The sequence below is a fragment of the Alteromonas sp. AWJ4_197 genome, assembly GCF_056160285.1.
Map to the genome: position 1 here is coordinate 245,589 of NZ_JBSWWW010000003.1, position 26,528 is coordinate 272,116.

A 26,528-nucleotide genomic window follows, 5' to 3' on the forward strand; every position below is an offset into this window, starting at 1 on the left:
CGGGCAGGCTGTTAACGGGAAACTTCCATCATTAACCCGTTAACGAGCAACACAGGGTTGTCCGGTTTTACCGGCGCGGGAATGGTGGTTTGCTCGGTCCACGCATTCTCCCATTCAATGAGTGCCTGCTGTTGTGCCGCATCATCAAAAGATGAGTCAGACACCACTGAAGCACGAAGAGCTGACAGGTACTGCGACCACCGCGGCAGGTAGAAATCTTTATACATGCCCTGCCAGGCTTTAGACGCATAGTCTTTCAGTTTCGGGCCGCCCCACACGGTAATTTGCTGACGGGCGTTCTTCACATAAAAGTCTGATTCTGCTTTGTTGTCACCGTAAGCCGCTGCATCTGACAACCAGGTATGCAAAGATTCCTGATGCCATCCCATCAGCGCATCAAGTTGTGTAACCAGTTTGGTGATTTGTGCCGTCAGTGCATCGCCTTTTTCAATGTCTTTCGCCTGATAAGCCGCCACGGCTTCCTGCAACATTAAATCCACGTGTAGTGATACTGACTGCTTTGTCACGTCCACCAGATCGTAAATAAACAGCGGGGAATCTGCGTATTCGTCAGCCAGAGACAGCAGTTCCATGATGGCTGCGTCGAGGCTGGCGAGATCGCCCGGGCTACCTTCGAATTCAGTGATATCTGTTGTCGGGCGCTTGAACAGTAAGTAAGCACCTGCTGACCCTTCCCACCAGCGGGTGGTCCAGTAACGTACCGAGTACACACCGTCGATAAGCTTATCCCAGGCATTCAGCAACGCCGGAGACGATTTACCGTACCGCGCGTTGGCGTAGGTGGCTATCCAGCTTTGCATGTCCGGTTTTGCCTGCCAGGGTAAATCGAACAGGAACTCATAAGCCACAGAGTTATTGTGAATACCTTCAGGGAATACACCGAAACCGGTTAATGCACCTTTATTTTCTGAATGCGTTACCACATCCAGCTGTTCTGTGTAATCTGCAAAATCAGCGTAAACAGGGTCTGATCCGCCGTAGTTATGAATGAATCCGAAGATCCACGGCTTACCTTTAAAACCTTCTGTGCGCTGCCACACATGATAACGGTCGTTGCCGATATCGTGGATCATGGCTTTGCTGTCCGGTACGTCTTTCAAAAAGGCTTCTATGGATTCCAGATCCCAGAACTCTTCATCGGCACCGAACATCCAGCCCTGCATCACCCAGGTAGCATCCGGCGCAGCCTGTTGAATAGACTGATAAATGCGTTTTCCATAAGACGCCAGGTCGGCGTAACGGTTGTCTTCTGATACCGGCGGCAGCATTTCATTAAACGCATCAGATAAATAATATTCATGTTCGCCGTAGGTGGCGGTGTAGATTTCGATAAAGCGTTTTGCCACTTTATCGAATAACGGATCTGCCGGGTCCAGCCAGTAGGTTTCGTGTTCGAACCCTGTCCATTTCGGCATTTCGTAAATTTTTGCATCGGGGAAACGTTCGGTGAACGCCTTGGGTACATACCCGCTGAACGCCGGAACAACAGGCTTCATGCCGAGCTCGTCCATACGTGCCAGAATTTGTTTCTGCAATTTGTGTTTCTTATCAATCCAGTTTTGCGGTAACGGGCCTTCATGACCTTCAATGTTACCCATGCGCTGCCAGGGCGTAAACGCAGGTCCTGAAAAGTACGTATCCAGTTCGCTGTCTGTTACACCGAACTCTTTCCACAGGGCTTGCCACACAAACTCCTGACCTTCCATTGCCACGGGGTTATTCACACCGTGCAGGGCCATCCAGTCTATTTCCTGCTCCCAGCGCGCCCAGTCCCACCATGGAGTGGTATAGCCGTAGGCACACACATTCAGATACGCGCGCTGATCAAACGGTGTAGCGATTTTCGCCCCGTCGTAGTCAGCAAAGTGTTCAGGCATGGCCACGCGGTTGCCTTCCCAGCTTACCGATAACGCGCCCTGCTCCCGCAGATACTGATATGCACCGTATGCCATGGCAGCATCGCTGTTGCCACTGATTTCCGCCTGTCCGTCTGTCACATTCACTTCGTACCATTCAGGTTCGTTGTCTGTAACTTTGCGGGTGGAAATGTGCCCTGCCTGACCACCGGTGACCCGGCTGAGAACAGCCTGCACAGGCGTTTGCACGGCTACGGTTTCACTTTCACTGGCGCGGGGTTGCTCTGCCGGTGTACCGCAACCACTTAAGGCGAACGCCACTGCCAGACACAGCGCACTGACCGGCATAGACATAGGTTTACGCATTGATTTTATCCTGTAAAAAAACGTGCGCTGCGTTAACAGGCAGCGCACACCGCGTTTTTAAAACGAGTACATTGCACTCAGGTAGTAGCTTGTACCCAGTACACTTGTGGTCTGCCAGACCGGCTTCTCATCGGTGTAGTAGGCTTCTTCATCGTTACCGTTAATATTCAGCGCGCCGAAACGCAGGTTCAGTTCTTCAGTCACGTTGTAGCTCAGTACCACGTCTATCTGATCGCGGCCATCTACCACGCGGCCTTCACGGGCAAAGAACGCATCGTTGCTGTCCTGAATATACGGGCTGCGATGGTTCAGTGCGACCCGCGCGCTGAACACTTCATTTTCCCAGTAGCCGATGAAGTTCCAGGTTTCTTCAGAAGAATTGGTCAGTACAAAGTCTTCACCTTCTTCCGCATCAATGAAGGTATAGTTTGCTGAGAAACCGAAACCTTTGATGGGCAGCCATTCGTCCAGTCCCTGGTTCCAGCCAAGCTCATAACCTTTGATGGTAGTACCGGAGTCATCGTTGTAGGTGCTGGTAATCTCATAAATATTACCTTCATTGTCGGTACAGTCTGCTGCCGTGCCGCTCAGTGCCACACCGTCATAACTGTCCGGACAAACAAACTCGGTCACAGAGCCGTTCTTAATTTCTTTCCAGAACAGGGTTAACGCCAGGCTGTCACCTTCACCGTAGTACCATTCCAGACCTAAATCTGCCTGATCTGCGGTCATTGCCTTCATTTCAGGCTGACCCAGGTCGATGGTGTAGGTAGTGGTACCGAAGGAGTTAGACGCAGAGGTTTCTGAAGCAGCAATTTGTGTATTGGACGTCAGAATAGGACGCACCAGCACTTTTGCTGCCGCAAAACGGGCCTGTACTTCATCGGTGAGCTCTAACACCAGGTTCATGCTGGGCAGGAAGTTGGTGTAGTCATAATCGATATCGTATTCACCCACCACCATGCGGATTTCTTCGTTATCCGGATTCTGCTCACCGGTAAGGTAAGTATTGATAGTCCGGTCTGTGGTTTCGTAACGTCCGCCGAAATTACCGCGGAACGGGAAATCACCTAACATGGTATCGAACTCAAGCTCGGAATAGAACGACAAGATGTCACGCTCGATACCGTAAGACGACTGGGCCGCAAAGAAGGTAGGAATGGTCACGCCTTCTGCTACCAGCGCATCGCGGTAAGCCTGAATATCCGGTGCAATCCAGGCATGCTGAATTGACATCTGATTATCGAGGAAGTCCGTCACCATGAAGTTATATTCAGACATCAGCGGTAAGTCTGCAGGGTCTGCATCACCAATGGCGAAACGGTCTGTACGGTATACTTCGCGGTTAAACTCTTCCTGACGGTATTTCACGCCGAATGCGAAAGACGTGAAAATGTCGCCGTCGAGAATGCGTTCAGCATCAAATTGCAGGGCCTTTTCGGAGGTATCCACAATCCGCGTTGCACCGTTCGGATATTCGTTACGGGGCATGTCGTAGGGATACAGCGCCGGGTCGGTGAGATCTTCGTCCACATCGAAAATAACGTTGCTGCTGTCGGAAATATCCATGGTGGCAGATACGGTGGTTGCCAGAATAGCGGCTTCTTCGCTTTCTGTGGCATCACCGGCGGTATAGTGCGCCACGCCTGAGATTATCCAGTTTTCCGTTTCGTATTTAGACTGCAAGGTAAAGGCTTTACTGGTTGCGCCTTTTTCCTCGATTTGACGGTTATTTTCCAGCGTGAAATCATCAATTCTCACATTGGTGTATACGCCGCCAACCGGCTCGCCAAGCAGGGTGATGTCATCACGGTCGAACAGGAATACCTGCTGGTTCAAATCCTGATAGGTATCGTCATCGGCATAAATGGCAGTAAACGTGGTTTCAAAGCTGTCAGTCGGACGCCACTGCACGGCACCGTTCATCAGATAACGCTTGGTTTCACGGTCGATACGACGGTAACGTGGACGGCGGGGATAATCATTGCCTTCGTCGTCCTGGAACCAGCGGCCCATCCAGAAGTTATCTACGCGGTCATCCAGTTCCTGATAACCGGCGTTCAGGAAAATACCCACGGTATCGTCAGCAAACTGATCGATATAGGTAATGTTTCCTTTCGGCGTAACATCGTCAGTAGGTGAAAATTCTGAATACTGACCTTTTACCGATGCCACAATTTTACGCTCACCGTAAGACAGCGGCTTGGTAGTATCGATATTGATTGTGCCGGAAAGGCCACCGGTGTCCATGTCGGCGCTTGGAGATTTAATCACCGAGATGGCAGAGGCCAGTTCAGACTGAATAATGTCGTAACGGAAACCGCCGGTGAAATCGGCGTTTGCCATTGTCTGACCATTAACGGTCGTCCGCGCATATTGCGCACCTAAACCACGAACACTGATCGTGGAGCCACGACCGTTAATGTTGGAAATCTGTACACCGGGAATGCGCTGAATAGCTTCAGCAATGTTCTCGGTGGGGAATTTTCCGATATCTTCTGAGGTGATGATATCGGCAACTTTGGTTTCATCACGCTTGATAGCCGCTGCCTGCACAAGGCTGGAGCGATAAGTCACGTCGATGCGTTCAATCAGGTCTTCATCTGGCGTAGCAGTTTCCTGCGCGAAAGCAACAGGGTTCAGAGCACAGAGCAGCGCACTGGCAATGAGGGTTTTCTTCGGAAGTGCATAGTTCATTTGCGTTTCCCATCAGTTCAACACTTTTATCGTTTCAGCTTCAGGCAACGTCGCTGAATATGTTTTCTTTTATTTTTGTTTTACGGTGATTTTTTCATCATCCTGTTTTTGACGCTATCACCGCGTGTCAACGTTGTCAAACATCAAAATGAAAAATTTATGACACGGTTGATGAGGAACAACAAGAAATTAATTCAGCGGCGCAGCGGAATCCCTGACCACCAGTTCGAGGCTGAAGCCTTTGGATTCCACGGTGTGAACATCTTTCGCCTGCATCATCTTGATCACCATTTCGGCAGCAGAAGCAGCGATATCAAAATTTGGCTGATTGATGGTAGTGAGGTGTGGCCAGGTTTGAATTGAAAACGGACTGTTCTCGAATCCGGCCACGGAAACATCTTCCGGCACCCGCAGCTGATTCAGACGCACCATGAACACCGCGCCGGCTGCGATTTCGTCGTTACATGCAAAAATAGCAGTGGGTTTATTGTCATTACTGAGAACCTGTTTCGTCATCGCCATACCCGAATCAAAGGTAAATTCGCCGTCTACGATAAGGTTCTTATCCACTGCAAGACCCCGTGCTTCATGGGCTTCACGAAAACCACGCAGGCGGCCGAGGCTGGATTCATGTGAGGCATGATAGCCGAGAAACGCAATACGCTTGTGCCCGAGATCAAGCAGGTAGTCTGTCATTTTACGGCTGGCTTCCACATCGTCCACGTGGACCACCGGAGCGAGTGTATCCGGCGCTTCTGAACCGGAGAGGATGCGTACAACCTTGGCATCACGGTTCAGCAGAAAAGTAACCAGTTCACGGTTTTCGGATAACGGCGGTGTAAGAATCACCCCGCCTATCTGATTTGAGCCAATCATGGCCGCCAGTTCTTTACCCACTTCTTCGGAACGGGAGTCGGTGGGATGAATAACCAGTTCGAACCCGCGCTTGCGGCACTCTGAAATGATGCCGTTCTGCATTTCAATCACATAGTGACTGTTCGGGTTGTCGTACACGAACGCCAGTGAGAAAGGCGCTTTACGCATAGTACGAGCGGTGTGATTAGGCTGATAATTCAGTTTCTGAATACATTCCTGCACTTTGGTGCGTACTTCATCGCTGACGCTGGCTTCGTTGTTGACCACACGGGAAACGGTTTTAAAGGAAACCCCCGCTAACTTGGCCACATCCTTAATTGTCGGCTTCTTCATAGTGACTGCCATGATCGAAAAAAAATTCCTGTCTTTCAGGAGAATAAAGGCTATGGAGACGGCCCGCAACATTCCTGTCCTGCCATTCTTCTGTCTTATCGTATTTTATTTCAGCAAAATAACATTTGACAACGTTGACAAAGCAAGGTTAACGTAAAAACCCTGATTACTAAAGAAGCAGTTGATCATGACAAACACGGCTGATAACACCGAAAAGAAAAACCGTTTATTGTCGCTGGACGTGTTCCGCGGCCTGACCATCATGGCCATGATTGTGGCAAACAGTCCGAATACCTATGGTGAGTTGTCCCATGCATACTGGGATGGCATTCACTTCGCCGACCTGATATTTCCCTTTTTCATCCTCATTGTGGGTGTGGCAATTGCCTTAGGTTTTAAGAATATTCATGCTGATTCCCCAAATCTGAAACCTGTGCTGCAAAAAGTGTGGAAACGCACCTGCATCATGTTCGCCCTGGGATTAGTGGTGAACCTGTTCTACACCCACTTCGAGCAGGTTCGTATTCTTGGCGTGTTGCAACGTATCGCAGTGGTGTATCTGGTGTGCTGCTATCTGGCGGTTTACTGCTCTGTACGTACAATAATTAAAACCGGCATTGCCCTGCTGGTGCTGTACTGGCTGTTTGTGCTGTTTGTGCCGGCACCGGGTTTACCCGCCGGTCACCTGGAACGGGGCGAGAACATTATTAACTGGTTCGACAGATTCATGCCCGGCATGTTGTGGCGTGGTGAATGGGATCCTGAAGGTTTACTCAGTACCTTCCCTTCTGTGGTTACCGGCATCATGGGCATGCTCATGGGCCGCATTATTATCGCCGCCAAAGGTGAGTTAAGAGACGCCGTGATGCATCTTTTCTTATTCGGCTTTCTTACCTTTTGTGCCGGTTGTATCTGGAGCCTTGGCTTTCCGTTCATCAAGCAAATCTGGTCCAGTTCCTTCGTGCTGGCCACCGGCGGCATCGGCGCTATGATTCTGGCTGTAATGGTGTGGTATACCGACATCAAAGGCCACCGCGCCGGCACGGCCATTCCGGTCATCTTTGGTGCCAATGCGATTACCGCTTATGTGCTGCACGTCATTATCGAGAAGTGCCTGGACTGGGAAATAGCCGGTACGTCCGTTCACGGGGCATGGGTTGAGTGGTCTTTGCAGGCAGGCTTCAGCGAATTTGCCAGTGCCACTACCTGGGTAGTGATGTTTGTGGGTATTTGTTTTATTCCCGTCTACTGGCTCTACCGCAAACAGATTTTTATCAAAATCTGATCTTACACCGTTTTAAATTCTCTATTTTATCTATCCAACAGCAAGGAACCCGTGAGTGATTCAGCAACAGTATTTTCTTGGTATCGATGGCGGCGGCACTAAATGCAAAGCCCGCCTTGAATCCCTGAACGGCGAACTGCTTGGCGAAGGGCTTTCCGGCCCGTCTAATCCTGCACAATCTGCAGAGACCGCATATAACTCGGTGAATGCCGCTGCCATGCAAGCATTAAAGGAAGCCGGATTGCCGGCAAATGCACTGTCACAGGTGCATGCTTGCCTGGGACTGGCCGGGGTGAATATTCCGGCCTACCGGGAAATTGCAGAAAAGTGGCAGCTTCCTTTCGCCAGTACCATGATTACTACCGATTTACACATTGCCTGCTCCGGCGCACACGGTGGCAGCGAAGGTGCCATTTTAATTACCGGCACGGGCAGTTCTGCCTTTGCCAGCGTGAATGATGTGCATACCTGTATTGGCGGTCATGGATTCCCCCTGGGCGATAAGGCCGGCGGCGCCTGGCTGGGCTGGCGGGCAATCAGCCACACGCTGGAAGCGATGGATGCGTTACAACCGGCTTGTGATTTCACGGAGGCGGTGTGTCAGCAACTCAATGTAATCACACCGGAAGATATTGTCGCGAAGGCCCTGCACTACCGCTCCGGTGATTACGCGGCACTTGCACCGCTGGTACTGGACTTTGCGAAGCAGAATAACGCCGGTGCGCAGGCCATTATTAACGAAGGTACTGTGTACCTCACCAAAATGCTGACAAGATTACAGGCGCTGGATGCACGGCGTATCACCATGATTGGCGGACTGGCATCGTACTGGAGCAGCCAGATCCCTGATACTATTCAACGGCTGCTGAGCCCCCCATTGTGTTCCCCTGAATACGGTGCGGTTTCGCTGGCACGGCAGGCATTTAAGGAGGCCTGAATGGCACACGCAACAAAAATGGCTGCTGAAGCGTCGCAGACCCCTGACGTTTTCCGCACACAATTACGTGACAACGCAGCGCAAATCACTGCGCTGGCGGCAGCAATTAAGCAAAAAGACCCGGAATTTGTGTACATGATTGGCCGTGGCACATCTGACCACGCCGGTGTTTTCGGCAAATACCTCATTGAAACAGAGCTTGGTTTGCCGGTAGCCGCCGCAGCACCGTCGGTGAACAGTGTATTTGGCAAGTCACTGCGGTTACAAAAAGCGTTAGTGTTCGTGATTTCCCAGTCTGGCCGCAGCCCTGACATTCTGGCTCAGGCAAAAATGGCCAAGGAAAAAGGCGCACTGGTTGTTGCGCTGGTTAACGATGAAAGCTCACCGCTGGCAGATCTGGCTGATTTCTTTGTGCCCCTCAAAGCCGGCCCGGAAGTGGCTGTGGCAGCCACGAAAAGCTATCTCGCCACTTTATATGCTTTGCTGACCATTGTTGCTGCGTGCTCAGACAACCAGGCACTTCGCGAAGCACTGAGTGTCTTGCCTGACCGGCTTGACGACACCATTGCACAGGTACCGGTACTCACTGCTGAGGTACTTAAGCCTATGGAGCGCTGCGTGGTACTTGGCCGTGCATTTGGTTATGCGGTGTCCCGTGAAATAGCCCTTAAAATGAAAGAAGTACTTGGCGTTCAGGCCGAAGCGTTCAGTAGCGCAGAGTTCCTGCACGGACCGGTAGCCTTGCTGAACCGTGGCGTAGCCATTATTGACGTACACGTGCCGGATGCTTCAGCCAGTTTTCACAGCGGACAAATTGAAGAAGTGAAGCGCCGTGGTGCGCCGGTATTTCCGCTGTTAAAAGTAGATGACGAGGTGCATCCGCTGGTTGCGCCGCTGCTGATCATGCAGCGTTTTTATCTGGATATCGAAATTGCAGCGAGAACCCTTAACATGGACCCGGATAATCCGGTAGGCTTGAAGAAAGTCACGGAAACGGTTTAATTCATGGGTTATTTTGCTTCACAATTTTTTGATGGCTACCGCCTGCAAAGCAACGTGGTATTCACGGTGGAAAACGGGCGCATTGCGTCGGTGACACCTGATGCTGAGCCGGGGCAACACGATGTACTGGATGGCCTGATCATGCCGGCCATGGTAGATGTTCAGGTTAATGGTGGCGGCGGTGTGCAGTTTAATGAAGCGCCGGTGGCAGATTCGTTGTTGCAGATGTCACGTGCGTACCTGACTACCGGTACAGGCAGTATTATGCCTACGCTGATCACAGACGATATTGCCGTCATGTCTGCCGGTGCGGATGCTATAGCTGAAGCGCATAAGGCCGACCCTGCCGCCATTCCGGGCGTTCACTTTGAAGGCCCGCACCTGTCTGCTGCGAAAAAGGGCATGCACAGCGCTGCGCATATCCGCCCCCTGAGTGACGACGAATTTGCCCTTTTTACCCGCAAAGACTTAGGCCGGGTATTGCTTACCGTTGCACCGGAAACCGTATCTCCTGAAGACATCACCCGTCTGGTGGACGCCGGAGTGATTGTATCAGCCGGTCACACCAACGCAGATGCAGACACCTGTTTTAAAGCCTTTGATGCCGGCGCAACCGGCGCAACACACCTTTACAATGCCATGTCTGCCCTTACCAGCCGGGAACCCGGCGTGGTAGGCAGCGCGTTATACCGTGATGATGTGTATTGCGGACTGATTGTTGATCATCAGCATGTGCACCCGGTAAGTGCCACTCTGGCTATCCGCCTGAAAGGTGACGACAAGCTGATGCTGGTGACCGATGCCATGGCCCCGGCGGCCAGCGATGCTGACCACTTTATGTATCAGGGCATTAAGGTGCTGCGTCAGGGACCAACGCTGAAACTAGCAGACGGCACTCTGGCCGGTTCGGTGCTGACCATGGAAGAAGCCATTCAGCATACCCGTTTTGATTTGAACATTGCGCTGGAAAGTACACTGAAAATGGCCACTTCAACACCGGCAAATTTTCTTGGGCTTTCATCAAGTATCGGCACATTACAAACCGGCTCGCAGGCCAACTGGATAACGGTAAACGACGCCTTGCAGGTTCAGCGCGTCTGGCGTAACGGGGTTTGCATGTCGTAAGGCTTGCAGGGCCCGTCCCTTTTAATCTGAAGGAAATAATAATGACAACAGGTAAAACCTCTTCTTCCGGCAGCGCAGTTTTGCTGCCCATGGCCATAATCGGCACCTTGTTCTTTGTGTTTGGTTTCATTACCTGGCTGAACGGTGCACTGATCCCTTTTCTGCAAATTGTCTGTCAGTTATCGGGCATGGAAGCACTGCTGATTGCATTCAGCTTTTATATTGCGTACGTCGTCATGGCTCTGCCCATGTCGTTTGTGTTGAATAAAACCGGTTACCGCAATGCCATGTCGCTGGGTCTGGTAATGATAGCCGCCGGTTGCTTTTTGTTTGTGCCGGCTGCAGAAACTCAAACCTTTGCCCTGTTTATCACCGCACAATTTATTGTGGGTTCAGGACTGACTATTCTTCAAACGGCATCAAACCCTTATCTGGTAAAAATCGGGCCTTCTGAAACCGCTGCAGCCCGTATCTCAATTATGGGCCTGCTGAATAAAGGCGCAGGCTGGCTGGCACCGGTGGTATTTACCGCATTGGTACTGGGGGATTTCTCTGGCGTAACAGCGCAGAGTATTGCCGCTTTACCTGAAGCAGAACGGGCTGCACAAATTCAGTCTCTGGCTGACAGCCTGGTAACACCTTATATCGGCATGGCCGTTGCGCTGATGTTGCTGGCGGTAGCACTGCGTTTTTCCGGATTGCCTGAGCTGGATTTAGACAAAGAAGATGAAAGCCTTGATGCCAGCGGTATGAGGAACGGCTCTATTTTGCAGTTTCCCCAACTGGTGCTGGGTGTGGCGGCGTTGTTTTTCTATGTGGGCGTAGAGGTCATTGCCGGTGACACTATCGGGCTTGCCGGTTCTGAGCTTGGCGTGGAAGGCGCATTGGGGCTGACGTCCTATACCATGTTCTTTATGGTGATAGGTTACACCCTGGGACTGGTACTGATCCCGCGGGTATTAACCCAACATCAGTTACTAACCCTGTCAGCTGTACTGGGCATGTTACTCGCGGTTGCCATTCCGTTTACTGACCCTGCCAGTGACAGTATTTCTGCCGTTATCTGGGGCTGGACCGGTGTCACCACGCTGCCCGATCCACTCGCCTGTATTGCTCTTCTTGGCCTGGCCAATGCCATTGTCTGGCCAGCGGTGTGGCCACTGGCACTGGAAGGTCTGGGTAAATTCACTGCCCGTGGTTCAGCCCTGTTGATCATGGGTATTGCCGGTGGCGCAGTATTGCCAATGGTTTTCGGCGCGATTGCTGATGCATACGGTGTTCTGAATGCTTATTGGATGACCATTCCCTGCTACGCGTTCATTCTGTTCTATGCGCTGAAAGGTTGCCGTATAAAGCACTGGTAACTTATTGATGCGGAGCTGGAAGGCTCCGCACCTTTCTCCTGAAAAAGTGTATTTTAACCATTGCTAAATTTGCGAAAAACACGATAATTCAGAGAAAATTTTTGCATATTACGCATAAATGAATTTATTGAATCAAGTCACACTCCGAACTCTTAAGCTATTCATCGCGGTTTATGAAGCCCGCAGTTTGTCAGCCGTCGCCAGGCAGGAAGGGGTTTCACCGTCTCTGGTTTCAAGAGCCATTCAGCAACTGGAAGATGCCACGGGACAGCCGCTGTTTTATCGCAATACCCGTTCACTTGCTCCCACCGAGCAGGGAAAGATATTCTTTCGCTATACATCAGAAATTGAAAAGTCATTGATGGAAATGCAGCAGCATTTACAGGACTTCGATGGCGAACCCGGTGGCATACTGAGAATTAACGCACCGGTTCAATTCGGACAACATCATGTTGCCCCGTTTCTGGCGGAATTTTCCGAACTGTTCCCGGATGTACAGGTTGAGCTTACGTTAACAGATGCGTTTATCGATCCTCATGCAGGTGACGCCGATGTGATTATCCGTATAGGTGCCCTGCCGGACTCTTCCCTGCGGGCAAGAAAAATCTGCGAACAGCGTTACTTTCTGGCGGCATCACCGGCTTATCTTAAGAACAATACACCGCTGACATCCCCTGCTGATTTAAAACAGCACCGGTGTCTGGTGTATAAAGGTTTCAGCGGGACTAACCCCTGGTTTTTCCACGAGCCTGATTCGGGCTGGACACAACAACAATTTGTACCGCTGATGACGTCTAACAATGCGGAGGCGCTGCTGACGGCTGCGCGGGAAGGAATGGGACTGGTTTTATTCCCGGACTGGCTGGTTGGAGAGAGTGTGCGGGAAGGAAAACTGATCCCTGTACTGGATGCGTTTAAACCGGCTATCCGCAAGTCGCCGCAGGATATTCACTTTGTTTATCCGAAATCACAGCACACGCCGGTTAGCGTGCGCCATTTTATTGATTACATGCTGTCGATATACGGCGATACGCCGTACTGGGCAATCGACTAGTGCTTTGCATTCATGTAGGACACGGCGCAAATAAGCCCGCGCAGTTCTGCCAGACCTTTCAGACGGCCAAGGTAGGAATAGCCGGGTTTCAAATCCGATTTGCCCTGCTCATCACTTAATGTGTGGCCGTGGTCTGGGCGCATGGGAATTTGGCATCCCAGGCTGGACTCGCACTTCAGCAGCGCCTGTACCAGCCCCACCATATCATTGTCACCGTCGAGATGGGCGGCTTCATAAAATGAACCGTCATCTTCCCGTTTTACATTGCGTAAATGCACAAAGTAAATCCGCTCTGCAAACTCATTAACCATAGCGATAAGGTCATTGTCGCCTCTGGCACCGTAGGAGCCGGCACACATGGTGAGTCCGTTTGCAGGGCTTGGCACCGCTTCGAGGATCTTCCTTGCATCCTGTTGGGTAGACACCACTCTGGGCAAGCCAAAAAGAGAAAACGGCGGATCGTCAGGATGAATACACATTTTCACACCGGCTTCTTCTGCTACCGGAATGACGGCTTCAAGGAATTCAAACAGGCTGGCCCGTAAGCCGTCTTCGCCGAGATCGATAAATTGCTGAATAGTATCTCTGATCCCTTCGCGGTTATAAGAGCCTTCACCACCGGGTAATCCGGCAATGATATTTTTCTCCAGCAATTCCCGTTCAGCATCAGACATGGCATCAAACCGGGCTTTCGCCTTATTCAGCAGATCAGAAGAATAATCATTCTCTGCTCCCTGACGCTGCATGACAAACACATCGTAAGCAGCGAAGTCTGAATATTCGAAGCGCAATGCATAACTTTTATCAGGAAGTTGATAAGTCAGATTCGTGCGGGTCCAGTCCACCACCGGCATAAAGTTGTAGCACACGGTCGTGACACCGGCAGCGCCGGCATTGCGCACCGAAGTTTTATAATTCTCGATAAGCTCACGGTAATTACCGGTACGACTTTTTATGTCGTTGTGCACAGGAATACTTTCAATAACATCCCACTGCATGCCGGCATCTTCGATCATCGCTTTACGGGATTTTATGGTTTCGAGTGGCCAGGCTTCACCGGTGGGCACATCATGCAGCGATGTCACGATACCGGTCGCGCCTGCCTGGCGGATTTTTTCTAGCGTAATGCTGTCGCCGGGTCCGAACCAGCGCCATGTTTCAATCATCTGCAACCTCAAATTTGGTCATGCCAATTATTTATAGACTACTGCATAAGCGAGTAAAAGACAATTAAAAACCCTATTTGGCCTTACCAAAATATTTATATATGAAACTTAATCTGGCACCTGGTGGTGATATGTGAATTAGGCGCGGGCTTCTTTGATCATGGTTGCCGTGCGGCGGAAAGAATAATGCAGGCGGGTGAAGATACCGTCTATGAGAGCCAGATTTTCTTCCGGCGCACCTTCCGCTTTGAGAGTGTCGATAATCCGCTTATTGACCGGTGCAAGAAGGTCTGTATCATCCCCTTTTGATGCAGCCAGAAAAGAGGCCGCCAGCGCTTGCTGCCACTCCTGTTCAAGACCAGTTAGTGAGCGTTCACTCAGACCACTCATTAGACGCTGGATCCGCATAGAAGCATGTCCGAGGTTCAGGCCTGTCAGGCCAAGGTCGGTTAGTGTCCGGTAACCTGAAGTAATATTTTGCTCGTAACTGGTGAGTCGCAGAAGCCGGTCACACATCCGCGCATTGAACCAGTCTTCATCATGACCGGGACTGCCAATTTTAAGCAAATCCTGATAGGTCACTGAAAGCAGCCGTGACTGGATCCAGTTCGCGCCGGGCCCGGCAAATAACTTAAATATCCAGTATAAAATCATCACGCCGCTGAGGATCGCCAGTGCACTGCTGGTGGTGTAATCCACCGAAAGTGAACGGCTCATGTCGTTAGCCGGTTGCACCAGGATCACAAACGGAATGCAAAAGCCGATGCCGTAGGGCAGAAACGCGCGGTGCGACAGCAGCATTAAACCTAAAAACAGCGGGCCGGATAAAATAAGCACCAGAATGGCGAAGTCACCGCTACTGGCGGCTATCAGGTTCAGGGCATAGAAAATGGCAACAGGTATAGCAAAGCAGGCTCCGATGAGCACACCGCGAATGGCCCTGGTAACCACCACGGGCGCGAGTCTGGCGAACATGATAGAAAATATCACCGGCAAGATCATCAGCATGATGGCTGCCGGTGAACCGGTGCCTACCCATAAAAATGCGCCGGTGCTGAAAACCAGGCAGGTGCGAAAGCCTGTGGTCACTGCTACCAGCCAGTCGCGGTGAGGTTTAATGCCTGAGGCTTTAAGGGTGGATTTTTCTCCCCGCTCCAGTGCCCGGTAAGCACGGAGTATGACCACTAAATCTGCTACCATTTCCTGCGCGGTACGGCACAAACGGAATTCTAATGTGGTCAACTGGTCAGACTGGAAAAGCTTGCTCCATTTGCGCCTTTGCTTCTGTGCCAGCTCATAACATTCGTCGAAACTTTTCAGGCTGCCGATGAGGCCTACATCGTTTCTCAGTTGAGTGAGCAGCGACATCATATTCTCTGACAGCAATTCCGGATTATTCCGTTGCAGCCGGCCGAATATTTGTACCACGGCAATTAACGACAGGATTTTATTACAGATAACGGTGGCCGCGCGGGATTTCCCCGGACCGTCCGGACCTTCAAAAACGACAGCGCTGGAGTCATCACTCAGCGCCGTTAAAGACTGTAGGGTATCGTCGATGTGCTTGTGCCGCTCATCGTGTGAACCGTCAGGATCTAATTCTACCGACAGATAAGCCATCGTCTGGTTAATGGTGTTTTTGGCATGATCAACCAGCACCTTCTCTACCCGCTGGGGCCATAAAATCAGCGAAACCAGCATGGCGCACACCGACCCAACGATAAGCTCACTGATCCGGGACTGCGCGATATCAAAAATGCTCTGGCTGCTCACAGCAGAAGGCGTAGCCATGGTCAGTAGAATAATAATACAGGGTGTGACGCAGGCCATGGCAAAGAAGTAAATAAAGTTCACCCGCCGCACCAGTGATGACAGTCCGGAATTCAGCCAGGTCCACAGCGCCAGGCAAAACAGGGAAATCCCTGAATAGGCATGAAAATGATGCAGTACCACCATGGCAAAGGCACCGCCAATGAGGGTGCCGAGGATCTGACAAACGGTTTTTTCCAGCACCATGCCGGCTTCCGGACGCACCTGCAGAAAAACCGCAGAGACCAGCGCCCAGTAAGGTCGCTCCAGGTCCATCCACATAGCCACGTACATTGCCATCGCCATGGAGATAACCCCTTTCAGGGCAAATATTAACGAGGCGCGGGAGGGCCTTAAGTAGACAGCCAGGAAGGCAGGCAACGAGATTACTCCCCGTCTGTGGCTAACCGGACCGACGCCGACATACCGGCAACGAGGCGGGTATTTTCCGGCACCTTATCCAGTTTAATGTCTACCGGTACACGCTGGGCCAGTCTCACCCAGTTAAAGGTTTGCTGCACTTCAGGAAGCAACTGGCTGTTTGTGGAGGTATTGGTGTCGGCAATAGCGTGGCCAATGCTGGATACTGTGCCCGACAACGCTTTGCCGCCGCTCATCAGGTGAATAGTGGCTTTCTGACCTTCATGAATGAGAGGAAGCTTTGTTTCTTCAAAATAACCGGTAACGTACAGGGTATTGTCAGCAACCACAGAAAGCACCGGCGTGCCCTGATTCACGTAGTTTCCTTCCCGGAGGGTCAGATTCACTACCCGGCCGCTCACCGGCGCAGTCACGGTTGCCCGTTCAAGATCGATTTCCGCACTGGCAAGCTGTGCCTTTGCTACATCCAGTGCAGCTTTGGCCATATCGGAACTGATCCGGCTGCTTTCCAGCTCCTCGGCACTGATACTGTTACGCTCTCTGAGTTTCTCACGGCGGGTGAACTCATGCTGTGCAAGATCCAGCGCCAGTTGTTTACTGTGCACCTGCGCGTTTAACTCGTCTACCGCAGCCTGATTGCGTTTCACATCAATGCGGAATATCACATCGCCCTTTTGTACTTTCTGATTATCTTTCACCGGCAGGGCTGTTACCCAGCCGGATACATCAGGTGCAACAGTGATGATATCTGCCTGAACGCGGCCGTCCCGTGTCCAGGGCGAATAAAGATAATGATCCCACACCCAGCGCCCGGAGAAGACAGCGACGGCGATAACCAGAAGTGTCACAATGATGCTCAGTACTTTTCCCATGTTCAACCCGCCAACATCTTCACCGTCGCCGCGAGGTAGCAAATAAACAGCGCGACCTCGAACCAGGGTGGTTTCCACAATTTTTGATATAAACCGGTGGCATATAACCCGTAACGGGTTAATAACGACAACAGAAAGGCCAGCGGAATCATCACCACCATCGGGCTGAAAAGCATGCCGCCAAGGGAAAGTTCGCTAAGCACTGTTACTCCGGAATATTTGCTATGTCCTTAATCTGATTATTAATTGTAGAGCAGAAAAGATCATTCGCCTATCGTGATTATCCGGTGGTTTGCAGCGGATTAATTTCTACGGTGATATGGCCCGTATTGTAATATCATCAGAGTGCCTTTGCTTCGCCCCTCTTCAGATAAGGATTCTTTTGATGTTTTATGTGTTAAAACGCTTGTTGACCGTGCTTTTCATAATGACCGCAGCGCTGAGTAATACGACCCGCGCCGCAGAGCCTGTTCCGGTAATTTTTGACACCGACATTGGCAGCGATATCGATGACATGGTAGCGCTGTCGCTTATCTTAAAAAGTCCGGAATTAGAGTTGAAACTGGTAACCACGGCATCGGAAGATACCCGGTACCGGGCGCAGGTGGCGGCGAAATTTCTGACAAAAGCAGGAAGAACAGATATTCCTGTTGGAATGGGTGAGCGCTTTGAAGGCAAAGCAGAATTTCACAAGCCCTGGGTAGCTGACTTCGCACTGTCTGATTACCAGGGTGACATTATCGAAGACGGAGCCGGTGCAATTATTCAATTGCTTAAGCAGTCTTCAGATCCCGTTACCATTATTGTTGCCGGTCCTATGCATAATATTGCTGCCGTGCTGGAACGTGCGCCGGAACTGGCTGCAAAAATGCGTGTTGTGGGCATGCATGGCAGTATTTATGAAGGATACGGTGATGAGCCTTCTGCCGAGTACAACGTACAAAACAATGTGCCGGCCTTCCGGAAAGTGCTTCACGCGCCCTTACACAGTTTCACCATTACGCCTCTTGATACCTGCGGCGATATGATTTTCGACGGTGAACAATATCAGCAACTGAAAAACAGCACCGATAAACAGCTTGAGGTCATTTTTGAGAACTACCCCATCTGGGCGGGCCTCGTTACCTGGGAAAATGCTGATTATCTGGCAACCCGCAGTTCGGTAATGTACGACGCCGTTGCTGTGTACCTTGCCCTTCCCGACCACAGCTGGCTACCCGCTGAGCCCATGCATTTATCTGTCACCCCAGACGGATTTACTGTACCGGCAGACAGTGGCCCGCAGGTTAACGTCGCCTTAGAATGGGCCAACCGTGACGCATTTAAGCAATGGTTCGTAGAACGGATGCTGACTTCAGCTGATTAAATCATGCATCCAGTTCAGTGACGGCAGCTGTCTGTCGGGTTGATAGAACAAACGGTTCAGGCGTCCGAGCAGATTTACCGTTCTGCTGGGATCGTGATTTTTTACCCGCGACTCACTTTCTGTCAGCATGAACTCCCAGGGCTGTAAATTGATGCTCTCAATCTCTTCTGTGGTTACGCCTAAGGATTGTAAGGTGGATAAAATCCGCTCTGTCTTACTTTCATTTACGGGGATAGCATCCTGACCGTACAAATCATTCAGCGGCGCATTTACGGCCTCAAGGGTATGATTGATGGCATTCCACACTGTATCGTGATCGAATTTCCAGTCCCGTGGCGCGTAGTATCCCTCAATTTCCCATTCCAGTTCAGCATTGCTGACCGCGATGGAGCTTTCCGCTTCCGGTGAATAAGACAAATCAGGCCGTGCGCCGATATTGTAAGCATCGACACTGAGTGCCACGCAAATCACTAAATCACCACACACCGCTTTGTTCTGGTAGAGGGCTTCAAAGGCCGCCCGTTTTACCCCCATCCAGCCATGTACGCGGGAAGGTTGTTCAACAAAGTCCCGCACATCATCGGGTAAGTCTTCGCCGTAGCGGTCAATTAATAAAGGTAACGGACTTTGTTCCGGTGCTTCATCGGGCATCCAGACTTCATATTCCTGGCGGTTATCGCCTTTACCCCGGCTTTTAATGCCATAAGACAAGTTAACCGGCCGGCAAATACTGCGATCCTCATCCACCCGGTGAAAATACTCAGAGCGCATCCGTTTAATAAAGGGCGCATCCAGGCCAGCCAGTGCAGCGGTAGGATAGCGGTAGCCGATTTCACTGTGAGTAACCATGCTTAGCCCGGCAACCTGCTCTGCCAGTTTGGTTTTCACTCCTTTGAGATGATGTACGTTGGGCAATACGATGCTGCGTTCCGGCTCAATAGTAAGCCTGCGACCATCTTCTGTGACAAATTTAGGCGTTTTGTGAAACGCGTAATGGGTTAACCCAAGGGCCTGAACGGCCTGATCACGATACTGCGACATTTCGCTGAAAAGCGCAGAATGATTACGAATATGCTTGAACAACGGGCGATATAGCGTCATTAACTTCTTCCATGCAGCGACATTAACTTCAGTCTGCCACAAAAATGCGGTGTGGCGAATCCTTGTTTGCTACGTACGGTTACTCATATGGGGTTTACCCATGATGTAATTTTTCCGGAAATGACTGAAATACGTATTCAGGCTGGCCGCAGCCAGTGGTTCACCCGCCAATTTCAGGACTTCAATGCCTACTTCTGCCGTGCATAGCTGAAAATCGTGAGAGGCTTCGCGGAGGGCATAATCTGACAGCGCTTCAGGCTGAATGCCCAGTACAGGAAAAGACTGCAAGTACGCACTTTTACGGAACATGCGGCCGGCTTCACGCCACGTGCCGTCGAGCATGATAAACAAAGGGGTTTTACCTTCCTGCACAGGCACGTCATACAACCGCCTTTCGGGTGCTGCATTCTCATGAGGAAAGATAATAACCGGCATGTAGCGTTCGTCATTTAACAGCGCCAGCAACGCTGGCTGAGGTTCTGTCCGCGACCAGGTAAAGGCATAATTGTACTTAGCCACATCAGCGATTAAACGGCCTGTATTCGACGGTTTGTAGCATTCGCCTTTATACATCAGAAACAGAAAGGCGCTTTCAGCCACAGGTTCCGGTACAGCATCGCAAATACAGTGCACCGCCGGCAGCAGACAACCCTCGCAGCGTATTACGCGACTACCCCGCGTGACAAAAGGCCGCGTTGATTTAGCCAGTTCCTGAATACGCAGTGCCAAAACTGAATTATGCAAAACCAAAATCACTGTTAAGAGGTAAGGCGCGCAGTTTACCCGACCAGCGCGCCGGATACGATAAGCCATCATGGTAAAAATGCGATATATTCAACCAGGTTTCCAGGCCTGCTTTTCAAAAGGAGTTATTTCATGTCGCACCCGGTTGTTGCGCAACTGCAAGCTGTGCTGAGCCCCGAACATATCGCTACAGATCCTGCCGCTACCGAACACTATCGTTCCGGCTGGCGTTCAGGGCAAGGTAAAGCTCTGGCCGTGGTATTTCCGCAAACTCTGGTTGCACTCTGGCGCGTGCTGGAAGTGTGCGTAAACAACAACTGCATCATTATTATGCAGGCCGCGAAAACCGGACTGACGGAAGGCTCTACCCCGTCCGGCGATGATTACGACAGGGAAATCGTGGTGATAAATACTCTGGCCATGGATGATCTCATCATGCTTGAGGATGGCAAACAGGTCATCAGTTTCCCGGGCGCCACGCTGCATAAGCTTGAAGATCAGTTAAAACCTCTTTCGCGCAGTCCCCATTCCGTTATCGGTTCATCCTGTCTGGGCGCATCCATTGTGGGCGGTGTAGCAAACAACTCCGGCGGCGCGCTGATTAAACGCGGCCCTGCCTACACCCAATATGCCTTGTATGCGCAGGTTAATGAACATGGCAGGTTGCAACTGGTTAATCACCTCGGTATTGAACTGGGGTCAGAGCCGGAAGAGATCCTGACAAACCTGGAAAACGGCACATTCGATAAGAACAGTACGGATAACAGTAAGTTTGCCAGCGCGCAGGATTACGCAGACATCATTCGGGATGTGGATGCCTCAACCCCCGCCCGCTACAACGCGGACCCGGGCAAACTCTTTGAAGCCAGTGGTTGCGCCGGCAAGCTCGCGGTATTTGCAGTAAGGCTCGATACCTTTGCCAAACCCGAAAGAGAGCAAACCTTTTATATTGGCGTGAATTACCCCGCGCTTCTGGCGAAGTTGCGCCGGCAGATGCTGGCAGAGTTTACCCACTTACCGGAAGTCGCAGAGTACATGCACCGTGATATTTTCGATGTCGCTAAAGACTACGGAAAAGACACCTTTCTGGCTGTTAAGCACGTGGGTACCGGCAGGCTGCCTAAAATGTTTGCAGCAAAGGGCCGCATTGATGCGCTGCTGAACAAGCAGTCCTGGCTGCCTTCGTTTCTTTCAGACCGCATTATGCAATCTGCCGCCAGGCTGTTTCCCAATCATCTGCCCGACAGTCTGATGCAGTACCGGAACCAGTATGAGCATCACCTCATTCTGAAGATGAGTGATGAGGGCATTGAAGAAGCAGAAGCTTTTCTGACATCATTTTTTGCCGCTGAACATGGCGGTAACTTTATGGTCTGTTCACAAGACGAAGCGTCTGCCGCATTCCTGCACCGGTTTGCCGCAGCAGGCGCTGCACTGCGCTATCAGTTACTGCACGAAAAAGAGGTGGGCGACATCCTCGCGCTGGATATTGCGCTGCGCCGCAACGACATGGACTGGGTAGAAACCTTACCGCCAGAGCTTGACGCAAAAATTGAGAAGAAACTCTATTACGGACACTTTTTCTGTCATGTATTCCATCAGGACTACATTCTTAAAAAAGGTACTGAGGCAAAGCAGGTAAAAGCAGAGATGCTGGCCCTGCTCGATAACCGCGGAGCCAAATACCCGGCAGAACACAACGTGGGCCATCTATATGATGCAGAAGATACCCTGAAAGCCTTCTACCGCTCACTGGATCCGACCAATACGTTCAATCCCGGCATCGGTCAGATGGAGAAAACGAAACGCAACTGTGCATGTTGTTAAACATGCACAGTTAACTTATGTTTCGGAGCTTCAGAACTTATACAGAAATGCGGTGTAGGCAAACTGTGAGTCATCAGGGTAATCACCCTGCTCAAGGGCATCACCTTTCATCAAGTAGGCACCGCCAAACTCAAGACGCAGTTCCGGCATGACCTGATAACGCCATCTGACTTCTAACTGGTTACCCATGAAGTCCTCTTCGCCCTGCTCTACTTTGTGATACCACAGGGCTTTATAACCCACCATGATGTTATGCACACCACCGATTTTGGTTACGCTGCGTAACCCCGGCGCAATAATGTTGCTGCGCTGAAAGCCCTGATACACATCCGTTGGGCCGAAGTCAAAACGTCGCACGCCATAGAGGCCATCAAAGGCGTTAATCTCATCGTCCGCGCTGTCATTGTCGCCGGTAGCAAAGTCAATTTCCGCCCGTAAAAAGGTGCTCTTTGTGACTTGCTGACCTAAATGGGCGTGCACCATCCATGCGTTCACATCCAGATCGGTAATATCGCTGGCTGATGAAGACGATCTTGCCGTACCCGTTTGCCCAATCACTTCAATGTTGCTTTTCCAGTCACCGGCAAAGCTTTCTGAGTAATCCACAGACAAGGTGTAAAGATCGCGGTTTTTCGTCGCCAGTTCTTCAGAGTCGCTTTCTTTGAACCAGACATTCTGAATCTTCCATTTCTCATCCGGAGACACAGCATACAGACCAAAGTACTTACGCTCACTGAAGCTCTTATCGAAAGCACGCTTGTTGTCTTCTACCAGTTGGGATTGAGTAGGAAAGCGGCTTACGGGCAGAAAATAGAATCCGCGGATATCCCAGTCTTTGACGACGGTATCAACCATCACACCGTCGAAGGCATTGATGGCATTACGATACACACCTTTCGCCATCAAACGGCGACTGCCATGGTCGACTGCCATACGGCCAACGGTGATGGCTTTTACATACTCGTTGAAATCTTTGTAGCGGATAAAGTACTGCAGCGGTTCAAGGGTGTTAACCTGAGACGATTTCAGCGTCGGATCGTTATCGTCTAAAAATGCCCGTGAATCCTGGATTTCCACGGTGGCATTCCAGTTTCCGTAATTTGCCTCACCTTTCAACAAAACCCGTGAAGAAATACGGTCGTTGGATTGAGTACGCTGGGCTTCTGTGGCCGGAAAAATCGGATTTTTCAACGTTTCGTAACGCATTCTCCAGGAACCGCTGAAATCAAATTCAACATCCTGAGCAAGAGCCTGAGGAGCAAGTAAAGTACCCAACGCTGCGATAAGCGCCGGACGAATAAATTCACGTATGGCCAAAATATTAATCCTTTTGAAATCTGAACCGGGTCAGATATTAGAACCTGAAATATAATGCAAGAAGTATAGATGGTGAGAAACTGAGATGCCCTACACCTTTTGGAGAGATTAGGTATTTGAAATCATACAAAGTATGACTACAATTTTTATGATTACCATAAAGTATAATGTGAAATGCTAATACAGATTGATGCTATGCCTTATAATTGAGATCAGAAAAAACACTTTGTCAACTGGACATTGCCAATCACCACATAAAGAAGGCGTTATGCTCAACTTCGAAAATATGACCGTTCGTCAAAAGCTGGCAGTGCCACTCAGCTTTGTTGCTCTGCTTATTCTGGTAGTCAGTTTCATAAGCATATCTAACAGCCGCTCACTGGCGCACAATACTGAAACCCTGTCTGCCACATTCACAGAATCTATCAGTACGGCACTGAACGCAGATCGCGATTTGTATCAGGCGCACTCTGCGCTGCTGGACTTGATGCTGGCTGAAGAACTGGGGATCAGTGGCACAGCAAGCCTGATAGAAGATTACGAAGAGAATGCTCAGCAGGCTAACGACCGTATGGCCAAAGTGCTTTCACTCACGAAGGATTATCCTGACGTAGTTAATCAGGCAAAGCAGTTCCGTCAGGATTTTGATAGCTGGGTTCAGTTGAATCAACAGGTCATGGCACTAATCCGCCAGAACAACGTGGGGGAAGCAGCCGCTATTTATCATCAGCAAGGGATGCCACTGTTTGAAGCCTTACGGGGCAACTATGACCGCATTGGCGAGGCAGTGAAAAATCAGTCGGACAAAATCACCCGTGACAGTCTTGCAGCCAGCAACCAGCAAACCGTGTATCTGATCATAGCCGTGGTGCTGGCCGTTGTTGCCTGTGCGGTGAGTATTATTATCGGTCCGCGCCTTATTACCCGCCGCATTAATATGTTGCGCGATGTGCTTGATTCAATCAGTAAAGGCGAAGGTGATCTGACTCAGCGGTTAAGTACACATGGCCGCGATGAAATCACCGGTGTAGCACTGGCATTTAATGCGTTGATGGACAACCTTCAACGGCTTATCAAGCTGATTAAAGCTGACGCTGTGTCGCTGAAAGACGCGGAAACCTCTATGCGCTCATCGTCAGACGATGTAAGACATATTTCCCATGAGCAACGTGACAACCTTGATCAGATTGCTACCGCAATTAACGAACTCAGCTATGCGCTGAAGGAAGTTGCCGACAATACTCAGGATGCGCTGAGCGATACCCGCACTGCCAATGAAGATGCAACAGATAGCCAGGCAGCCGTTTCTACCTCCGCAGCAACGGTATCCAAAACCTCGCAGGCGATCACTCATGCCAGCTCTGTGATTCAGAAGCTGGAAAAAGAAACACAACAAATTTCTTCCCTGCTGGATGTGATCAGCGGCATTTCTGAACAAACCAACCTGCTGGCACTGAACGCGGCAATTGAAGCGGCCAGAGCCGGTGAACAGGGTCGCGGTTTCGCTGTGGTTGCTGATGAAGTCCGCTCGCTGGCTAACCGTTCCCAACAGGCCACCACAGACATTAATGAGATGCTGCTGAATCTTAACAAAGGGGTGTCTGAGGCTGTATCGGCTATTGAGTCCGGCTCGTCACAGATGGCGGAAGTGGTAGAGATTTCAGCGTCGCTGAATGAAAAACTGAATAAAGTATCGTCGTCGGTCACCGGTGCCAACGATCGTATCTATCAGATTGCTACTGCCACGGAAGAGCAAAGCCAGGTAGTGATGAACCTGAATGAAACCGTATCAGCGCTGAACACGCTGAGTCAGCAGGTTATCGCAACCGTTGAACAGGCCGGTGCCGCCAGTCAGCGGGTCAGTGATGTATCCCGCAATATCGACGGTAACGTGAACCGCTTTAAAGTTTAGGACTGAAAACAGCCCTGTAACTTATCAATGAGTGTGACCAGCTGGCGGGCTTCGTCAGCGTTTTGTTAAGCAGACAAAGCACACCAGGTGTGCCCGTACTCCAATGCTACCCGTGGCAACATTGAAGTGGACATCACGGTAGTATAATACGGCTTACGCTGATTCCGGCGACGCTTTATCACGGGTTTCCTGTCTGAATTTCAGCGGTGACAACCCGGCCTTTTTGGTAAAAAATTTGGTAAAGTGCGCCGGATCTTTAAAGCCAATGCGGTAGGCGATTGAGGTAATGCTGAAATCGGCGAACATCAGATGCCGCTTGGCTTCCACCAGCAAATGCCGGTGGATCATCGACAATGCATTCACGGACGCATGTTGCTGGCAAAGCTGATTTAAGTGCGCCGCTGATACGCCGATTTTTCCTGCATACCATCCCACCTGGTGATGCGTTGTGCCGAACTGGGCGATCAGCGCTTTAAACTGCAGAAACTTTCTTTCCGCCTTGGAATACTGACCGGGCACATCTTCATGTTGCGATGTACACCTGGCAATATGCACAACCATCTGCCTTAAAAGTGCGATGGTCATTTGTTCTTCAAATTGCCCGTGGCCGTCGGCCTCCCGCTTCAGTTGTTTGCAAATAAGCTGCAAATCTTCGCAGGTTTGCGCCGGAATATCCTGCAAAATAGCGCCTTCCTGAAACGCAGCCTGATAGGCTCCCGGTGAGATTTCAGAAATCGCCGCAGACACAATTGACAGTACAAATCCTTCAGACCCGGGTTCCCACTGAAAACCGTGCATGTGGCCTTCAGGAATAGACAATAATACCGGCGCGGATACAGCTAATTGCTGCTCATCCAGCTGAACTTGCCCTCCCCCTTTGACGACGAAAAAAATCTGGTGCAAATCCCTGTGACGGTGAGGCTGAATCATCCAGTCGTGGCGTTCACTGCGTGTGGTCAGCGGCTCACAGTACAGAATGTGTCTGTGTTCCACCTGTTCGTTATCACCATAGAAATCCACCGCGTCCAAAGAATTCAACATAATTTTCACTTTCTACAAAATTGACAATTAAGCACCTTTTTTATGCATTAACTATGCATTCAATCTATATAAAATA

20 protein-coding genes and 1 pseudogene are annotated in these 26,528 nt (G+C 50.6%); 10 read left to right on the forward strand and 11 right to left on the reverse strand.

Annotated elements, in window-relative coordinates; genetic code table 11:
- Nucleotides 1-11: 11 nt before the first annotated feature.
- The 3 genes from ACXAGC_RS07685 to ACXAGC_RS07695 form a co-directional block, all read right to left on the reverse strand.
- Nucleotides 12-2,243 (reverse strand): alpha-N-acetylglucosaminidase, encoded by a 2,232-nt coding sequence (locus ACXAGC_RS07685; protein ID WP_474843828.1) that lies wholly within the window; start codon nt 2,241-2,243, stop codon nt 12-14.
- A gap of 57 nt (nt 2,244-2,300) precedes the next feature.
- Nucleotides 2,301-4,940: a TonB-dependent receptor gene (locus tag ACXAGC_RS07690; protein ID WP_474843830.1), complete on the reverse strand. Its 2,640-nt coding sequence runs from the start codon at nt 4,938-4,940 to the stop codon at nt 2,301-2,303.
- 189 nt (nt 4,941-5,129) lie between these two features.
- Complete coding sequence (locus tag ACXAGC_RS07695; RefSeq protein WP_232373457.1) at nt 5,130-6,161, reverse strand: LacI family DNA-binding transcriptional regulator; 1,032 nt, start codon at nt 6,159-6,161, stop codon at nt 5,130-5,132.
- A 175-nt stretch (nt 6,162-6,336) separates the two neighbouring features.
- Here ACXAGC_RS07695 and ACXAGC_RS07700 point away from each other — a divergent pair, with 175 nt between their 5' ends.
- The 6 genes from ACXAGC_RS07700 to ACXAGC_RS07725 all read left to right on the forward strand — a co-directional run bounded on the left by ACXAGC_RS07700 (nt 6,337) and on the right by ACXAGC_RS07725 (nt 12,916).
- Nucleotides 6,337-7,434 carry an acyltransferase family protein gene (locus tag ACXAGC_RS07700; RefSeq protein ID WP_474843832.1) on the forward strand — a complete coding sequence of 366 codons (1,098 nt, stop codon included), beginning with the start codon at nt 6,337-6,339 and terminating at the stop codon, nt 7,432-7,434.
- A gap of 55 nt (nt 7,435-7,489) precedes the next feature.
- Nucleotides 7,490-8,371 (forward strand): glucosamine kinase nucleotide-binding domain-containing protein, encoded by an 882-nt coding sequence (locus ACXAGC_RS07705; protein WP_474843834.1) that lies wholly within the window; start codon nt 7,490-7,492, stop codon nt 8,369-8,371.
- A complete protein-coding gene (gene nagB-II, locus ACXAGC_RS07710; protein WP_474843836.1) occupies nt 8,372-9,373 on the forward strand; it encodes a glucosamine-6-phosphate deaminase NagB-II in 1,002 nt (333 codons plus the stop codon). It begins immediately after the preceding gene.
- 3 nt (nt 9,374-9,376) lie between these two features.
- Nucleotides 9,377-10,498 (forward strand): N-acetylglucosamine-6-phosphate deacetylase, encoded by a 1,122-nt coding sequence (gene nagA / locus ACXAGC_RS07715; protein ID WP_474843838.1) that lies wholly within the window; start codon nt 9,377-9,379, stop codon nt 10,496-10,498.
- A 41-nt stretch (nt 10,499-10,539) separates the two neighbouring features.
- Entirely contained in the window at nt 10,540-11,862 is a 1,323-nt protein-coding gene (locus ACXAGC_RS07720) for a sugar MFS transporter (RefSeq protein ID WP_474843840.1), read from the forward strand.
- Nucleotides 11,863-11,980: 118 nt separating this feature from the next.
- On the forward strand, nt 11,981-12,916 hold the full coding sequence (locus ACXAGC_RS07725; RefSeq protein WP_474843842.1) for a LysR family transcriptional regulator: 936 nt from the start codon (nt 11,981-11,983) through the stop codon (nt 12,914-12,916).
- Here the strand turns inward: ACXAGC_RS07725 and uxuA are convergent.
- The 4 genes from uxuA to ACXAGC_RS07745 form a co-directional block, all read right to left on the reverse strand.
- Nucleotides 12,913-14,082 (reverse strand): mannonate dehydratase, encoded by a 1,170-nt coding sequence (uxuA, locus tag ACXAGC_RS07730; protein ID WP_474843844.1) that lies wholly within the window; start codon nt 14,080-14,082, stop codon nt 12,913-12,915. The genes ACXAGC_RS07725 and uxuA overlap by 4 nt on opposite strands.
- A gap of 138 nt (nt 14,083-14,220) precedes the next feature.
- Entirely contained in the window at nt 14,221-16,272 is a 2,052-nt protein-coding gene (locus ACXAGC_RS07735; RefSeq protein WP_474843846.1) for an FUSC family protein, read from the reverse strand.
- A gap of 5 nt (nt 16,273-16,277) precedes the next feature.
- A complete protein-coding gene (locus tag ACXAGC_RS07740) occupies nt 16,278-17,144 on the reverse strand; it encodes an efflux RND transporter periplasmic adaptor subunit (RefSeq protein ID WP_474843848.1) in 867 nt (288 codons plus the stop codon).
- 2 nt (nt 17,145-17,146) lie between these two features.
- Nucleotides 17,147-17,347 carry a DUF1656 domain-containing protein gene (locus ACXAGC_RS07745; RefSeq protein WP_119499689.1) on the reverse strand — a complete coding sequence of 67 codons (201 nt, stop codon included), beginning with the start codon at nt 17,345-17,347 and terminating at the stop codon, nt 17,147-17,149.
- A 182-nt stretch (nt 17,348-17,529) separates the two neighbouring features.
- Here ACXAGC_RS07745 and ACXAGC_RS07750 point away from each other — a divergent pair, with 182 nt between their 5' ends.
- Nucleotides 17,530-18,510, forward strand: a complete 981-nt coding sequence (locus ACXAGC_RS07750; RefSeq protein WP_474843850.1) for a nucleoside hydrolase — start codon at nt 17,530-17,532, stop codon at nt 18,508-18,510.
- Here the strand turns inward: ACXAGC_RS07750 and ACXAGC_RS07755 are convergent.
- On the reverse strand, nt 18,499-19,611 hold the full coding sequence (locus ACXAGC_RS07755; protein ID WP_303573449.1) for a hypothetical protein: 1,113 nt from the start codon (nt 19,609-19,611) through the stop codon (nt 18,499-18,501). The genes ACXAGC_RS07750 and ACXAGC_RS07755 overlap by 12 nt on opposite strands.
- 69 nt (nt 19,612-19,680) lie before the next feature.
- Nucleotides 19,681-20,340: a tRNA-uridine aminocarboxypropyltransferase gene (locus ACXAGC_RS07760; RefSeq protein ID WP_474844150.1), complete on the reverse strand. Its 660-nt coding sequence runs from the start codon at nt 20,338-20,340 to the stop codon at nt 19,681-19,683.
- Between the two features lie 147 nt (nt 20,341-20,487).
- On the opposite strand from ACXAGC_RS07760, the gene dld reads away from it, so the two are divergent.
- The gene (gene dld / locus ACXAGC_RS07765; RefSeq protein ID WP_474843853.1) at nt 20,488-22,182 is read left to right on the forward strand and encodes a D-lactate dehydrogenase; all 1,695 of its coding nucleotides are present in this window, start codon (nt 20,488-20,490) and stop codon (nt 22,180-22,182) included.
- 30 nt (nt 22,183-22,212) lie between these two features.
- Here the strand turns inward: dld and ACXAGC_RS07770 are convergent, their stop codons facing one another.
- A complete protein-coding gene (locus ACXAGC_RS07770; protein WP_474843855.1) occupies nt 22,213-23,499 on the reverse strand; it encodes an alginate export family protein in 1,287 nt (428 codons plus the stop codon).
- Nucleotides 23,500-23,767: 268 nt separating this feature from the next.
- Here ACXAGC_RS07770 and ACXAGC_RS07775 point away from each other — a divergent pair, with 268 nt between their 5' ends.
- The gene (locus tag ACXAGC_RS07775; RefSeq protein ID WP_474843857.1) at nt 23,768-25,411 is read left to right on the forward strand and encodes a methyl-accepting chemotaxis protein; all 1,644 of its coding nucleotides are present in this window, start codon (nt 23,768-23,770) and stop codon (nt 25,409-25,411) included.
- Nucleotides 25,412-25,483: 72 nt separating this feature from the next.
- A pseudogene (locus tag ACXAGC_RS07780) lies at nt 25,484-25,558 on the forward strand (Ohr subfamily peroxiredoxin); the annotation flags it as partial.
- Nucleotides 25,559-25,564: 6 nt separating this feature from the next.
- Here ACXAGC_RS07780 and ACXAGC_RS07785 read toward each other — a convergent pair.
- Nucleotides 25,565-26,452 carry a helix-turn-helix domain-containing protein gene (locus ACXAGC_RS07785; protein ID WP_474843859.1) on the reverse strand — a complete coding sequence of 296 codons (888 nt, stop codon included), beginning with the start codon at nt 26,450-26,452 and terminating at the stop codon, nt 25,565-25,567.
- Nucleotides 26,453-26,528: the final 76 nt, after the last annotated feature.